Raw genomic sequence first — 14,327 nt, forward strand, 5'->3', positions numbered from 1 at the left:
TATTCCACTTATTTACTTGATTCGCCAAAGACCTGAATATTGAAATTACGAATCTTGTTGCTACCATTCGGCTTATCAAAACTCACATCATACTGAACCAGATTCTCCGGATAGGCAATTTCATAACTGACCTTATATTGTCCAGGCTGATTGGTTGCTTCTTCAATCTCTTTGGTCATTAAAGTCTTAGACTTGTATTCACCTTGAGGAATTGAACGTGAAAAGCGTTTCATCAGCTTTTCATTATCCTTAAACTGGGTTTGCAACTGCGGTTCTAACTGATCCAGAAATTCCTCATATTTCCCGTCACGCAAATCCTCATAAGCCAGCTGTGCCGCCTTTTCCTGTTCAGGACTCGGATTCGGAATATTGTCCATTGAATTACAGCCAGTCAATGCAACCGCTGCTGCCAACAACATTAATTTGGTTTTCATCGCTTACCCTTATGCAGTCAAGGTTTATAAAAAAGGACGCCGAAGCGCCCTTTTTATCAGTAAAAAACTTATTCTTCTACTGAATTTTCACCATCTTTTGCAACTTGCTCAGTTTCAGCTGCTACATCTGTTTCTGCTACTAAAGATTCTGCACCTTCAATCGCTTCAACAAACTCATCTTCTTCAACCGCTTCGATTGAAACGACACCAACCAGCAATTCCTCATTACCTAGGCGGATCAGACGAACACCCTGTGCGTTACGACCGGTTTGCGCCACTTCAGATGCACGGGTACGAACCAGCGTACCGCCATCAGAGATTAGCATCAGTTCTTTAGAAGCATCGATGGCAACAGCGCCCACCAATTGACCGTTACGTTCAGAGGTCTTGATCGCAATCACGCCCTTACCGCCACGTTTCTTGGTCGGGAAATCATCTACTGGAGTACGTTTACCATAACCATTTTCAGATGCACACAGTACTTCGCCAGTTTCAGGTACAACAACCAGTGATACGATTCGGCTAATCAATGCTGAATCTAAGCCATCTTCGTCATCAGACTCGATCTCAGTTTCATCATTTTCTTCTAGCTGTGCAGCTGCACCAATAGTCACGCGCATACCACGTACACCTTTGGCAGAACGGCCCATTGAACGTACATCAGTCTCTGCGAAGCGAATGGCTTTACCTTCGTTCGAGAACAACATGATTTGCTGTTCGCCATCAGTAATCGCTACACCAATCAAGGTATCATCGCCATTCAGCTCAATCGCACGTAAACCGTTTGAACGAACATTTGAGAACTGTTCAAGCTCTACACGTTTAATCGTACCGTATTCAGTCGCCATAAACACATAGAAGTTTTTACGTACCGCTTCAGCCTGCTGAGCAAAGTCATTGATAATGTCATCATCAAGGTCTGTTGCAGAAAGCTCCAAGCCCAACTGTTTCAATTGAATACGCAATGCATCAGAAATATCATCCGCACCATCTTCAGATTCAGTCAGGGCAGCTTCAAGCTCGGCAAAATGAGCATTGATCACTTCATTGGCTTGCAACTGCGCTGCATTGGCTTTTACAAATGCCTTGAAGTCAGCCAGACGTTCTTTAAATTTCTTCGGCGCGTCAATGACAGGCAAGATCGCAGTAATGGTCTCGTTTTCATCCAGTGGCAGCAAGTTCACCATTGGGCGGCCTTTGGCACCACGTGATGCTTGCGGCACTTCATACACTTTCAGACGATAGACCTTACCAACGTTGGTAAAACAAAGTACTGTCGCATGACTTGAAGTCACAATCAGATGTTGAATGTAATCATCTTCTTTCATGCTAGTCGCAGACTTACCACGGCCACCACGACGCTGTGCAGCGTAGTCAGACAATGGTTGAGTTTTCGCATAACCTGATTTCGATACCGTCAGAACCATTTGCTCTTCAGGAATCAGATCTTCACGAGAGAAATCGATACGTGACTCGACAATCGACGTTTTACGCGCATCGCCATACTGCTGAAGAATCAAGGCCAATTCTTCACGAATCACGTTCATCAACAGATTAAAGTCATTCAAAATTGCAGTCAGTTCAGCAATTTGTGACAGGATTTCACTATATTCAGCATGTAACTTGTCTTGTTCCAGACCAGTTAAACGATGCAAGCGAAGTTCCATAATTGCATTCACCTGGGTTGGTGACAAACGATAAATCTCGCCATCCAAACCAAATGGGCGACTTGGGTCTTCACCTTCAATCTCATCCGGACGCACAGAAACTGAACCGGCTTTTTCCAACAAGGCCAAAACACCGCCACCTGCCCACTCACCTGCCTGCAAACGCTCACGCGCTTCAGCCGGATTTGCAGAACTCTTGATGGTTTCGATGATGGCATCAATATTTGCCAGAGCAACGGTTAAACCTTCCAAGATATGACCACGTTCACGCGCTTTGCGTAATTCGAACATGGTACGACGCGTGACTACTTCCTGACGGTGACGGATAAACGCGGCAATGATGTCTTTCAGGTTCATCAATTTTGGTTGGCCATTGTCCAGGCAAACCATATTGATGCTGAAAGAGTTTTCAAGTTGCGTGTTCTGGAACAGGTTGTTCACGATCACTTCAGCGTTTTCACCGCGCTTCAGGTCAATCGCGATACGCATACCGTCTTTGTCAGACTCGTCACGAAGCTCTGAAATGCCTTCCAGTTTTTTCTCTTTGACCAGTTCAGCAATACGCTCAATGGTTTTTGCTTTATTGACCTGATATGGAATTTCAGTGAAGACAATCGTGGTACGGCCATTCTTCGGATCTTCTTCGAAATGGTACTTACCACGGATATGCAAACGGCCCTTACCGGTACGGTATGCATCGACGATGCCTGATTTACCGTAAATGATACCGCCTGTCGGGAAATCCGGACCAGAAATATGTTCCATCAACCCTTCGATACTGATCTGAGGATCATTGGCATAAGCCAGACACGCATTCACGACTTCAGTCATGTTATGCGGCGCCATATTGGTCGCCATACCGACTGCAATACCGGTAACACCATTAATTAACAAGTTCGGAACACGGGTTGGCATGACTTGAGGAATACGCTCAGAGCCATCGTAGTTGTCTTCCCACTCGACGGTATCTTTTTCAAGATCCGCTAAAAGTTCGTGGGTCAGTTTACGCATACGCACTTCGGTATAACGCATGGCTGCTGCGCTATCACCATCGACCGAACCGAAGTTACCTTGACCATCAACCAATTGGTAACGCAAGCTGAAATCTTGCGCCATTCGTACAATCGTTTCATATACGGCAGAATCACCATGCGGGTGATATTTACCGATCACGTCACCGACTACACGTGCAGACTTTTTATAAGCTTTGTTATAGTCATTGCCTAATTCGTGCATTGCGAAAAGCACACGACGATGAACAGGTTTTAAACCATCTCGTACATCGGGCAATGCACGTGACACAATCACGCTCATCGCATAATCGAGATATGAGCTTTTAAGTTCATCCTCAATGGCAATCGGTCTAATTTCCGATACGCTCATGCATACTCCTTATTCTACAAGCCAATTTTGGCTTGTATTTATATGTCGTAAAACTAGCAAAATCATTAACTCAAACGACTGAGTTAAAAACTAAAATACAGCCCTAAATTATAGCATAAACACTTGTATTTTTGTGTCGAAATATTCAGCTTAACCTTGTTAATTATCTTCATTTTAGTGATCATTTTATTGTTATTTCAAAACCGAAAACCAGCACATCCAGACAGGATTTTTCCATACCCAAAATTTTGAGAAATACAGTACTATAAAAACAAAATGCGCCAATCAACTGGCGCATCTTCATCGTTTTTTCTATATTTTTATTGTGTCTGGTTCAGTACTTTACGATAGCTCAGCACAGCCACAATCAATAAAACTGGCAATAACATCTCCACCCCTTCCTCAATGGTCATAATCATGATTTGTGTATGTGGCACCAACTGGATGCCGAATTCATCTTTCAGGGTTGAAGTCGTGCGATCGAGCACCTTGCTCAGTCCGCCACAGGCAATGGTAAGGAAGATAAAAAAATGTGCAATATTCAAAGAATCTTTCATGCTTCGTATGGTTTGAACCAATTTTTTCGCCAGTACCAGAAAGACAAAAATAATCCCGAGCAATAAAATAAATCCGAGCAGCTTATCCATGAGCGGAATTTCAGCACTGCGATAGAAATTAGTTTTAATAAAACTCATTTCAAACACCTGCTTATGAAAATCCATTTCCCGCAATCCCAACAATGTCGCTGCTATAGCCGTAAACACTCGGGTATTAGGTTTGATTTCAACATTGAGCAAACACAGCACTGCCAGCAAGTACCATAACCATGGACTCATGACTTCAAAAGCGCCTGATTCACTAAATAAATACTGAGTCACCGCAGGCGGGGCATTCAGGGCAGTATGAATGCAAATACCCAGATAAAGCGCAATCAGCAGAAAACTAATGAACAGGATATGGGCGGCTTTGGAAAAGGACATGATTAAAAACAGGAGAAAAACCAAACCGGAATTTTATCACTTTTCATGCAAATGAAATACTCTAGTTTCGACTGCCGAGTATTTTTAAAATTTTTGCATAAAAAAACGCCCTTGGACAAAACAGGAAAGCATTGCTTTCACTGCCTGCACAAGAGCGTTTTTTGAATCCGATTCAAGAATTAGATTTTAGAAACCAATTCAGGAATAACAGTGTTCAAATCACCGACTAACCAGTAGTCAGCGACTGCATTGATTGGCGCTTCTTCGTCTTTGTTGATCGCAACGATCACTTTAGACTCTTTCATACCCGCCAAATGCTGAATCGCACCAGAGATACCGACTGCGATGTACAGATCAGGCGCAACGATTTTACCAGTTTGACCCACTTGCATATCGTTTGGTACGAAGCCAGCATCTACCGCAGCACGTGATGCACCTTGAGCAGCACCAAGCTTGTCAGCCAATGGATCAAGGATCTTGTGATAGTTCTCACCAGAACCAACACCACGACCACCAGAAACCACAATACGCGCAGCTGTCAGTTCAGGACGTTCAGATTTTACGATTTCTTCGTTGATAAACTTAGAAATACCCGCATCACCAGTAGACGCAGCAGCTTCGACAGCAGCAGAACCGCCCTCAGCAGCTACAGCATCAAATGCTGTACCACGAACAGTCGCCAATACGATGTTTTCGCCGGACTCTACAGTCGCAATTGCGTTACCTGCATAGATCGGACGTTTGAAAGTCTTAGGACCATCTACCGCGATGATGTCAGTGATCATGCTTACGTCAAGAAGCGCAGCTGCACGTGGTAAAATGTTTTTACCAGTTGTTGTAGAAGCAGCAAGGATATGTGTATAGCCTTTACCTAATTCAGCAACAAGTTTAGCCACGTTTTCAGCCAATTGGTTTGCATAAGCAGCGTCATCAGCAAGTAATACTTTGCTTACGCCCGCAACTTTAGCCGCCTGGTCAGCAACTGCCTGAGCGCTAGAACCAGCCACCAATACAGTGATATCACCACCGATTTTTTGCGCCGCAGCAACAACGTTTAAAGTAGCAGCGTTTAATGCTTTGTTGTCGTGCTCAGCGATAACTAAAATACTCATGATTTTTATCCTTCTGTATTAGATCACTTTCGCTTCGTTTTTCAATTTTTCTACAAGTTCGTCTACAGACTTCACTTGTACGCCAGCTTTACGCTCTGCAGGTGATTCAACTTTCACTGTTTTCAGTTTAGTTGCAGGGTTTACACCGAAATCTGCAGGTGACTTGGTATCCAGCGGTTTTTTACGCGCTTTCATGATGTTTGGAAGTGCCGCATAACGTGGCTCGTTCAAACGCAAGTCAGTGGTAATGATTGCTGGAAGTGTCAGCTCAACAGTTTGTAAACCACCGTCTACTTCACGTGTTACTTGTACTTTATCGCCATCTACTTTCACCTCAGAAGCGAAGGTACCTTGGCCTGCACCCATTAAAGCGCCCAGCATCTGACCAACCTGATTCGAATCATCATCAATGGCTTGCTTGCCTAGAAGAATCAATTGTGGTTGTTCAGCGTCAACAACGCCTTTCAGGATTTTAGCGATTTCCAGCGCACCCAGTTGGCTGTCATCAGCTTCAACCAGAATACCGCGGTCAGCACCAAGCGCCATTGCAGAACGGATTTGTTCTTGCGCTTCTTTAGGACCAATAGAAACAACAATGATTTCTGAAACAGTTCCTTTTTCTTTTAAACGAACCGCTTCTTCCACTGCGATTTCACAGAATGGATTAATTGACATTTTAACGTTAGTTAAGTCAACACCACTGTTGTCCGGTTTAACACGAACTTTAACGTTGGCATCAACCACACGTTTTACAGCAACAAGAGCCTTCATGTAATCCTCGGCTGTTTTAGCAAATGTAAATGTTGAGAAAAGTTAGTGTAACTCTTCACTTAAATTTTTTTAGGTGCCCTATCTTGCAATGTGTACGGCATTTCGGTCAAGTCACAATTCAACAAAGAGCTGTAAAAATGCGTAATTTTCCCTGAACGATGCGTTCACAATTAATTGTTATCGTTTTATTACAATGAAATGTATCAATATTTACTTAAAATTTAATTATTGATTTATATTATTTTTTTATCTGATTAATCACATCAGAAGTTTTGATTGATCAGTTTTAATTTAAATGGATTTACAGCAGCTTGAAGCAAAACAGACGGAATATAGATATGTCAGCTTTTGTCATTTTGGACAGAACTCTTTTTGAGAGCGAATTAAACCCAATATAAAGACAAATTGACCAAATAATAAACCAGCGCATTGAATTCTACGCCGACACAGTGAATGTTTAATTTCAAATCTTCGCAATTATAAAAAAAGCATACTGCGAAGAGTATGCTTCTTTGCAGCCAGATTAATTAATGATTAACCAGCTTGCGGCAAGTGCCAGTAAACCGCCAGAAGTTCCATCCACCCATTTTTGTTTACGTTCATCCATTTGGGTTTTCTGGCTGATTTTGCTGAATAAAATACTTAAGCCACAATACACCACAAAAATCAGACTGATAAAAATAAAGGACAGAATCAAACCTTGACTGACAGTATTGGCCGATTTATCAATAAACTGCGGCAAAATCGCAAAATAGATCAACATCCCTTTCGGATTTAACAGCGCAGTAAAAAAACCTTTTTTAATCGGATTGGCTGACGTCTTTTTCTCAATGTTCAGCGCGTTTTTACTAAATACCGATTTAAGTAAACCAAAGGCCAGATACAGCAGATAAGCAATCCCGAGCCAGCGAATTGTTTCAAACAGCACCGGAAAAGAGACAATAATAGCCGCAATCCCGAGTGCCACCAAAATCGAATGCACCAGATAACCGCAACACACCCCTAAGGTTGCCATCATCCCTGCTTTTGCATCTTTACCCATCACTTGAGACAGGATAAATAACATATCGGGTCCAGGCGTAAAAATCAGGGGAAGCACGGTCAGTGCAAAGAGTACAAATACAGACATTTCCTTTTCCTTTCAAACTCCAGAAAGTGAAATAAGTATCTGCGATTTTTCACAAAATTGGCTTTCATTTTATTTTATAATAAGTATTATTTTTCGAATATTATTCTAATTTATGAAAATATCCACCAAGTCTGTGCGGGTAAAGCTTGATCGAATTGATAAAAATATCATTCGACATTTACAGGCCAATGGCCGTATTCAGAATAATGATCTGGCACGTGAAATCGGACTTTCACCTTCATCCTGTTTACGCCGGGTGAAATTGCTGGAAGATGCAGGCGTGATTCAGAATTACACGACTATTGTCGATCAACAAAAAATTGGTTTTCAGTTGATTTTATTTTCACGCATCTGGCTGGTCGGTCAGGATGCCGAAACTATTGATACCTTTATTGAGGCGATGAAAGAATTGCCGCAAGTGATGGAGTGCTACATTATTTTGGGGGAAAGTGATGCGATGCTGAAAGTCGTAGTGCCTGATCTGGAAAGTTACCGTAAATTTCAGTCGACCCATCTGACCAAAAAAAATGGTATTACCAGTGTCAAAACAGATTTACCGAGTCAGATTATTAAACAGAGTTTCCAGCTACCTTTAGAAGATTTATAGGCAAACTGATTTTAGATAACGAAGCTATGTTCTTAATTTAGGATTTAAATAATCGTAGCTTGCTTAAATCACAACCTGTGTTACAAACACATAGATGGCAAGTCCTACATAAGGAAAAGGTTGCCTATAGAAGACAACCTTTTCCTTTTAAACAAAGCCAAACCACAAGACTGAATCTTATTTTTATGCTGTGTGGATGCTTCAGAATTTACTCAGTTTCTTGTGCTAAAAAATCACGATGTACATGGCTTAAATCTACCAGCTCATAGTCTACCAGTTCAAAAATTTGCCAAATCGCAATCGCATCTTCTTTTAAATCGACTGCCTGGGTCGCACGATTCGACAATTGCCATTGCAAATCAGAAATCCATAAATAGTATTGCCTAGTCGCCGCATTAAAGGCCTGAACTTTTCCATCGGCATTAATCCCTTGAATGATGGCGCCTTCAGGTAAGGTCGCTTCAAGATTGGGTAAGCTAATGTCCACAAAATGCTTGATTTGTCGCAAACCATAACCTGCAAACATTTCTTTTTGAGCTTCACTTAACTGTGCATATTTTTGCTCTATATCTGCAATTACCAGTGTGTCCATGTCACCTCCCATCGGTCAAATGCTGAGACTCTACTCAGCAATATTTCATTTTAAATATTAAATACTAGTTATTGTTATACCTGAAATGGCGCATTTAACGAATAAGACAATAGTGAAATGCTTACCCGAACGCCAATGTTCAGTTCAATTCCATTTTAAGGTTTATATATGAAAGTTTTGTGCCAAAAATACAATTTTCATGATTTTTATTCTTTAAAACTGGGCACATGATCAATCTTCTTTATGCTGCGCACGCGGATGGGCCTGATCATAAATCTGGGCCAGATGGTCAAAATCAACATGGGTATAAATTTGCGTGGTGGTTAAATTACTGTGTCCCAGCATTTCCTGCACGGCTCGTAAGTCCCGGCTATTCGATAACATGTGACTCGCAAAACAATGTCTTAACAAATGCGGATGTAAATCTACATTCACGCCTGCGCGCTGCGCCTGAAACTTGACCCGATTTTCAATTTGTCGTGCACCGAGCGGATTGCCTTTCTGGGTAATAAATACATTCGCCTCCGGTACAAAATCGCCATTCCATAAGGGATAGACTTGCAACCAAGCCATCACGCTGTCTTTGGCCTTGGAACCGAAAGGCACTATCCGGGTTTTATTGCCTTTACCAGTAATGCGTAATAACTGCCGGTTGAAATCAATATCTTTAATTCTCAGGCTTTGCAGTTCTGCCAGACGCAGCCCACTGGAATAAAGCAATTCTAACATCGCTTTGTCCCGGAGCCACATTTGCTGCTGTGCCTCAGTTTCAGGTGCAGGCTGATCAATAATCTGGTTGATGGTTTCAATATCCACCATGCCGGGCAAAGGACGCGATTGACGTTTTAACTGAAAATCATCCGCCGGATTAAAAGCCATATGCTGAGCCTGCTCGGCCCATTTCATAAACTGGCGAATAGCCGAAAGCATACGTTGCAGACTGCTGGGACTTAACTGATGCTGTTCCACTTTCTCAGCCAGAAACTGGCGTAAATCGGTAGCTTCTACATCATTTAAATTGAGCTGTTCATGCTGGCAAAATTCTAAAAAATCCGAGACATCACGTTCATAGGCTTGCAAGGTATGTTTGGACTGGTTTTGAATTTCACGTTCTTTTAGCCAGATGGATAATAATTGTGTTGCATCCATTAATATAAACCTTCCTACACCAATCCACCTTTCTCAATATTACATCTATCTATATTTTGTATCTAAAAAATCAATCATTTAAAATTCATTTTATAAGATAAATTCTGATCAGCTTTTGCTAATATCAAATCACTTACCAAAAAACATGACATAAAAACGATTTCATAGCGAGTATAAAATGCATTCATTTGAAAAAATTGCAGCATCTTTTAATTTGAACAGCCTACAGGTCGAAGAACTCACCAATGAATTAAAGGAGTTACAAAAGCGCTTTAATCCAGATAATATCCAAGACTTCTATCCTGAATTTGAAAAAATTGCCTCAAGCTTTGGCATTCAAGATGATCAAATTGAAGTATTTGTAGACATGCTTTATGCCAACCCTGAATTTAGCAATCTAGTGACTTTTATCATTCCAAGTTTCTACAGCATTGGTGGCGATCGAATGATATTTGAAGCCACGTATGAACAAATGATGGCAGACCTGCAAGCAGAATTAGATCAATAAAATAGAAAGCAAAAAGCCTATCTCATGGATAGGCTTGTTTCAAAGTAATACCGCTTAACCCTGGAAATAACGTAAATCCAGACGCCCTTCATATACGGTCGCCGTTGGTCCAGTCATCCAGACCACATCACCTTCTTTCCACTCAATTTGCAACTTGCCGCCTGCCAGCTCAACTTCAACTTTACTCGAAAGCAGACCACGGCGCATACCTGAAATTGCGGCAGCACAGGCACCTGTACCACAAGCCAAGGTCTCGCCCACACCACGCTCATATACGCGTAAACGCGCATGTTTTTCATCAATAATCTGCATAAAGCCAGCATTGACCCGTGCCGGGAAGCGCACATGCGATTCAACTTGTGGGCCAATACGTGCGACATCGGCAGCAATCACATCCGGTACAATCGTCACCGCATGTGGATTACCCATATTCACTACATCAATGGTCAGCTTTTCACCGCCAGCAAGCTCGATGTCATACAGGCTCTCCGGTGCATCAGCCACAAATGGAATTTCCTGAGGCAGGAATTTTGGATAGCCCATATTGACGCGTACCCAGCCATTCGCACCCAATTCCGGCTCTACAATACCAGATTTGGTTTGCACCTTGATTTTGGTTTTGGTAGTCAGCTGACGATCATGCACAAACTTAGCAAAACAGCGCACGCCATTGCCACATTGTTCCACTTCTGAACCATCGGCATTAAAAATCCGATATTTAAAGTCTGCACTCGGGATATCAGGTGGCTCAACCACCAAGAGCTGATCAAAACCAATGCCGAAGTTACGATTGGCCAAACGCTGAATGGTCAAAGTGTCTAAATAAGCACGCTGGCTGATCAGGTCAACCACCATAAAGTCATTGCCCAGACCATGCATCTTGGTAAATTCTAATAACATCCTGATTTATCCTTAAGGCAATAAACGCTCACGTTCCCAGAGTGATTCAATCGTTTCACGTTCACGAATCAAATGCGCCTGATCAGCATCGACCATTACTTCAGCAGCACGGCCACGGCTGTTATAATTTGAACTCATCACAAAACCGTATGCACCTGCGCCCAGCACAGCCAGCACATCATTTTCCTTGATCGCAAGCTCACGCTCTTTACCCAGAAAATCACCAGTTTCACAAATTGCACCCACCACATCCCATTCTTTCATTTCGACATCGGTACGAGGTGTAACAGATTGAATATCCATCCATGCTTCATATAACGCAGGGCGAATCAGGTCATTCATCGCCGCATCAATAATCGCGAAATTACGGTGATTCGTTGGTTTTAATAGATCCACTTTAGTCAGCAGCACACCTGCATTGGCAGAGATACTACGTCCCGGTTCCATATACACTTTCAAGCCCAATTTTTCTAAAGCTGGACGTAGCGCATTGGCATATTCTTCAACCGACGGCGGGGTTTCATCTTTATACGTCACACCCAGACCACCGCCGATATCGATGTGTTTGAGGTGAATGCCCAGCTCTTTTAACTGGTCGATCATCACAATGACACGATCCAGTGCATCCACAAATGGCTGGGTTTCAGTCAGCTGTGAACCGATATGGCAGTCAATCCCAACCACATCCAGATTTGGCAATGACGCTGCATATTGATAAGTTTCAAACACGCTATCAGACGGAATACCGAATTTATTTTCTTTTAAGCCGGTTGAAATATAAGGATGGGTTTTGGCATCGACATCAGGATTTACACGTAATGAAATCGGCGCTTTGATATTTAATTCAGCCGCAACCTTCTGGATACGATCCAGCTCGGCATAAGATTCCACGTTGAAACAGGCAATGCCGACTTCCAACGCTTTTTTGATATCCACTTCAGATTTACCCAAGCCCGAAAATACGATTTTCGATGCATCACCACCGGCTTTCAGCACACGCGCCAATTCACCACCGGTCACAATATCAAAACCGGCACCCTGTTTGGCCAATACATTCAATACCGCAAGATTAGAGTTGGACTTTACCGCAAAACAGATTTGATGGTCGATAAAATCAAAAGCACGGTCCATATCTAAAAAATGCTTTTCCAAAGTGGCTTTAGAATAAACATAGAGTGGTGTGCCGAATTGCTCCGCGAGCTGTTGTAATGAACATTGCTCAGCGTGCAATACCCCATTAATGCGGGTGAAACTCATGAAGGTATCCTTTCTGTGAAAGCGTTATGGAGTGGTTTTAACGTCTGAATCGGTAGGTGCAGCAAACTGTTGTTGCACAGGTGCCTCGCGTTCTTCATCGGACGCTTTAGGCTCAGTTTCAGTATTTTTGTATAACAGATACTTGGCACGCTTGTCGTAATTCGGATCATTTGGCAAGTGCAAAGCACCTGACTGTCCACAACCTGCAAGAACAAGACCTGTCGCTAAGATACTGATGTAGCAAATGACTTGGCGCATCTGACCACCTAATGTAATAGTTTCGATGAAGTATAACGCGATCATTCGGCATGACCCAAGCGTTAAACGCTAGAGAGTATCTTTAGACAAAAAAAAACGCCAGCAGATCGCTGACGTTTTTATTGATAAGGTTTATTTATGTTTCTGTTTATAGAAACCAAAATAGCCAATGATTAGCAGGATAAACCAGATCGGACTGATCATCAGTGCCTGGCGAGTATCCTCTTCCAGTGCTAAGACCACGATCATGCTCAGGAAGAAGATAATCACGATCCAACAGGTCACTAAACCGCCTGGTAATTTAAAGGTCGATTTGGCATGCAGCTCTGGTCGTGTTTTGTAATACACGATATAGCTCCAGATAATGATGATCCAGACACAGATAAACAGAATCGTAGATAAAGTCGTTGCCAAGGTAAAGGCCCGAACTGTATCCGGAACAAAATACTGGAGTGCTGCTCCCAGCAACAAACATACCGCCGAGAAATACAAGGCATTGGCAGGCACTGCGCGACGGTTCAGACGACCAAAAGCCATCGGTGCCTGCTCTTCACGCGACAGGCCAAACAGCATACGGCTGGTCGAGAATACGCCACTGTTCATCGATGACATCACCGAGGACAATACCACCAGGTTCATGATAATCGCAGCCGCTGCAATGCCAGCCTGACTGAACAGGTTTACAAAGGGCGAAACATTCGGGTCAATCTGGTTCCATGGAGTTACTGACATCACAATGAGCAGTGCCAATACATAGAAAATAATGATACGGATCGGAATAGAGTTCACCGCTTTTGGCAGGTTCTTTTCCGGATCTTTGGTTTCAGCCGCGGTAGTCCCCACCAGTTCCACCCCCACAAAGGCAAAGATGGCAATCTGGAAACCGGCCAGGAAGCCCATGGCACCCGTTGGGAACAAACCGCCATGCTCCCAGATATGACTAAAGGATGCGACCGTACCAACATCATTGGTAAAGCCGGTAAATACCATCCACAGACCAACGGCAATCAGCACCACAATGGCGATAATTTTGACCAGGGCAAACCAGAATTCCATTTCACCAAACAGTTTTACCGTGACCAGATTCAGCCCCATGATAAACACAATCGCGGCAACACTGATCATGACGCCTTCTTCAGGGCTAAAGGGCAAACCATTATTGAAGAATTGCAGATAATAAATAATGGCTGACAGATCTGCAATCCCGATGGTGATCCAGCACAGCCAGTAGGTCCAGCCAACAAAGTATCCGGCCCAAGGCCCGATCAGATCCGTGGCAAAATCAATAAAAGATTTATATTGCAAATTGGAGAGTAACAGTTCACCCAATGCACGCATCACCAGAAAGACCATAAAACCGATGATCATATAAATCACCAGAATCGAAGGACCTGCAAGACTGATGGTTTTACCCGAACCCATAAACAGGCCGGTTCCGATGGCGCCCCCAATGGCAATTAACTGTAGGTGCCGATTGGACAAACTCCGCTTTAATTCACCGTGCTCTGCCGATGAATTGTTATATTTTTCTGACATTATTAATTACAACTTTGAGTTTTACTCGCGACAAATTAACGTAA

14 protein-coding genes are annotated in these 14,327 nt (G+C 42.8%); 2 read left to right on the plus strand and 12 right to left on the minus strand.

Annotation, left to right across the window (positions count from 1 at the left end; genetic code table 11):
• Positions 1-8 precede the first annotated feature (8 nt).
• From G4D73_RS05000 to G4D73_RS05025, 6 genes are all read right to left on the minus strand, one after another.
• A complete protein-coding gene (locus tag G4D73_RS05000; RefSeq protein ID WP_004280487.1) occupies positions 9-434 on the minus strand; it encodes a hypothetical protein in 426 nt (141 codons plus the stop codon).
• 68 nt (positions 435-502) lie between these two features.
• A complete protein-coding gene (gyrA, locus tag G4D73_RS05005; RefSeq protein WP_213687521.1) occupies positions 503-3,484 on the minus strand; it encodes a DNA gyrase subunit A in 2,982 nt (993 codons plus the stop codon).
• A 320-nt stretch (positions 3,485-3,804) separates the two neighbouring features.
• Complete coding sequence (locus tag G4D73_RS05010; RefSeq protein WP_213687522.1) at positions 3,805-4,464, minus strand: hypothetical protein; 660 nt, start codon at positions 4,462-4,464, stop codon at positions 3,805-3,807.
• A gap of 179 nt (positions 4,465-4,643) precedes the next feature.
• On the minus strand, positions 4,644-5,576 hold the full coding sequence (locus G4D73_RS05015; protein WP_213687523.1) for an FAD-binding protein: 933 nt from the start codon (positions 5,574-5,576) through the stop codon (positions 4,644-4,646).
• A gap of 18 nt (positions 5,577-5,594) precedes the next feature.
• Complete coding sequence (locus G4D73_RS05020; RefSeq protein WP_004731799.1) at positions 5,595-6,347, minus strand: electron transfer flavoprotein subunit beta/FixA family protein; 753 nt, start codon at positions 6,345-6,347, stop codon at positions 5,595-5,597.
• A gap of 523 nt (positions 6,348-6,870) precedes the next feature.
• The gene (locus G4D73_RS05025) at positions 6,871-7,476 is read right to left on the minus strand and encodes a LysE family translocator (protein ID WP_005252483.1); all 606 of its coding nucleotides are present in this window, start codon (positions 7,474-7,476) and stop codon (positions 6,871-6,873) included.
• Positions 7,477-7,588: 112 nt separating this feature from the next.
• On the opposite strand from G4D73_RS05025, the gene G4D73_RS05030 reads away from it, so the two are divergent.
• Positions 7,589-8,083, plus strand: a complete 495-nt coding sequence (locus G4D73_RS05030) for an Lrp/AsnC family transcriptional regulator (RefSeq protein ID WP_004645712.1) — start codon at positions 7,589-7,591, stop codon at positions 8,081-8,083.
• 208 nt (positions 8,084-8,291) lie between these two features.
• Here G4D73_RS05030 and G4D73_RS05035 read toward each other — a convergent pair whose 3' ends face one another.
• Together G4D73_RS05035 and xerA are read right to left on the minus strand one after the other, a co-directional pair.
• A complete protein-coding gene (locus tag G4D73_RS05035) occupies positions 8,292-8,675 on the minus strand; it encodes a hypothetical protein (protein ID WP_213687524.1) in 384 nt (127 codons plus the stop codon).
• Positions 8,676-8,906: 231 nt separating this feature from the next.
• Positions 8,907-9,824, minus strand: coding sequence for a site-specific tyrosine recombinase/integron integrase (xerA, locus tag G4D73_RS05040; RefSeq protein ID WP_213687525.1), 918 nt, complete (start codon positions 9,822-9,824; stop codon positions 8,907-8,909).
• Between the two features lie 178 nt (positions 9,825-10,002).
• Here xerA and G4D73_RS05045 point away from each other — a divergent pair, with 178 nt between their 5' ends.
• Positions 10,003-10,332, plus strand: a complete 330-nt coding sequence (locus G4D73_RS05045) for a hypothetical protein (RefSeq protein ID WP_005103900.1) — start codon at positions 10,003-10,005, stop codon at positions 10,330-10,332.
• 54 nt (positions 10,333-10,386) lie between these two features.
• Here the strand turns inward: G4D73_RS05045 and dapF are convergent, their stop codons facing one another.
• The 4 genes from dapF to G4D73_RS05065 form a co-directional block, all read right to left on the minus strand.
• Positions 10,387-11,232: a diaminopimelate epimerase gene (gene dapF, locus G4D73_RS05050; RefSeq protein ID WP_213687526.1), complete on the minus strand. Its 846-nt coding sequence runs from the start codon at positions 11,230-11,232 to the stop codon at positions 10,387-10,389.
• Between the two features lie 12 nt (positions 11,233-11,244).
• Positions 11,245-12,489, minus strand: a complete 1,245-nt coding sequence (gene lysA / locus G4D73_RS05055) for a diaminopimelate decarboxylase (RefSeq protein ID WP_213687527.1) — start codon at positions 12,487-12,489, stop codon at positions 11,245-11,247.
• Between the two features lie 24 nt (positions 12,490-12,513).
• The gene (lptM, locus tag G4D73_RS05060; RefSeq protein WP_195726050.1) at positions 12,514-12,747 is read right to left on the minus strand and encodes an LPS translocon maturation chaperone LptM; all 234 of its coding nucleotides are present in this window, start codon (positions 12,745-12,747) and stop codon (positions 12,514-12,516) included.
• A gap of 132 nt (positions 12,748-12,879) precedes the next feature.
• Complete coding sequence (locus tag G4D73_RS05065; RefSeq protein WP_213687528.1) at positions 12,880-14,283, minus strand: amino acid permease; 1,404 nt, start codon at positions 14,281-14,283, stop codon at positions 12,880-12,882.
• Positions 14,284-14,327 lie beyond the last annotated feature (44 nt).

This window comes from Acinetobacter sp. WY4 (assembly GCF_018438165.1).
Taxonomy (GTDB): Bacteria; Pseudomonadota; Gammaproteobacteria; order Pseudomonadales; family Moraxellaceae; genus Acinetobacter.

Excerpts from the sequence above, each read along its gene's own strand:
- G4D73_RS05000 (WP_004280487.1), bottom strand. The coding sequence starts at position 434 with ATGAAAACCAAATTAATGTTGTTGGCAGCAGCGGTTGCATTGACTGGC.
- gyrA (WP_213687521.1), bottom strand. The coding sequence starts at position 3,484 with ATGAGCGTATCGGAAATTAGACCGATTGCCATTGAGGATGAACTTAAA.
- G4D73_RS05010 (WP_213687522.1), bottom strand. The coding sequence starts at position 4,464 with ATGTCCTTTTCCAAAGCCGCCCATATCCTGTTCATTAGTTTTCTGCTG.
- G4D73_RS05015 (WP_213687523.1), bottom strand. The coding sequence starts at position 5,576 with ATGAGTATTTTAGTTATCGCTGAGCACGACAACAAAGCATTAAACGCT.
- G4D73_RS05020 (WP_004731799.1), bottom strand. The coding sequence starts at position 6,347 with ATGAAGGCTCTTGTTGCTGTAAAACGTGTGGTTGATGCCAACGTTAAA.
- G4D73_RS05025 (WP_005252483.1), bottom strand. The coding sequence starts at position 7,476 with ATGTCTGTATTTGTACTCTTTGCACTGACCGTGCTTCCCCTGATTTTT.
- G4D73_RS05030 (WP_004645712.1), top strand. The coding sequence starts at position 7,589 with ATGAAAATATCCACCAAGTCTGTGCGGGTAAAGCTTGATCGAATTGAT.
- G4D73_RS05035 (WP_213687524.1), bottom strand. The coding sequence starts at position 8,675 with ATGGACACACTGGTAATTGCAGATATAGAGCAAAAATATGCACAGTTA.
- xerA (WP_213687525.1), bottom strand. The coding sequence starts at position 9,824 with ATGGATGCAACACAATTATTATCCATCTGGCTAAAAGAACGTGAAATT.
- G4D73_RS05045 (WP_005103900.1), top strand. The coding sequence starts at position 10,003 with ATGCATTCATTTGAAAAAATTGCAGCATCTTTTAATTTGAACAGCCTA.
- dapF (WP_213687526.1), bottom strand. The coding sequence starts at position 11,232 with ATGTTATTAGAATTTACCAAGATGCATGGTCTGGGCAATGACTTTATG.
- lysA (WP_213687527.1), bottom strand. The coding sequence starts at position 12,489 with ATGAGTTTCACCCGCATTAATGGGGTATTGCACGCTGAGCAATGTTCA.
- lptM (WP_195726050.1), bottom strand. The coding sequence starts at position 12,747 with ATGCGCCAAGTCATTTGCTACATCAGTATCTTAGCGACAGGTCTTGTT.
- G4D73_RS05065 (WP_213687528.1), bottom strand. The coding sequence starts at position 14,283 with ATGTCAGAAAAATATAACAATTCATCGGCAGAGCACGGTGAATTAAAG.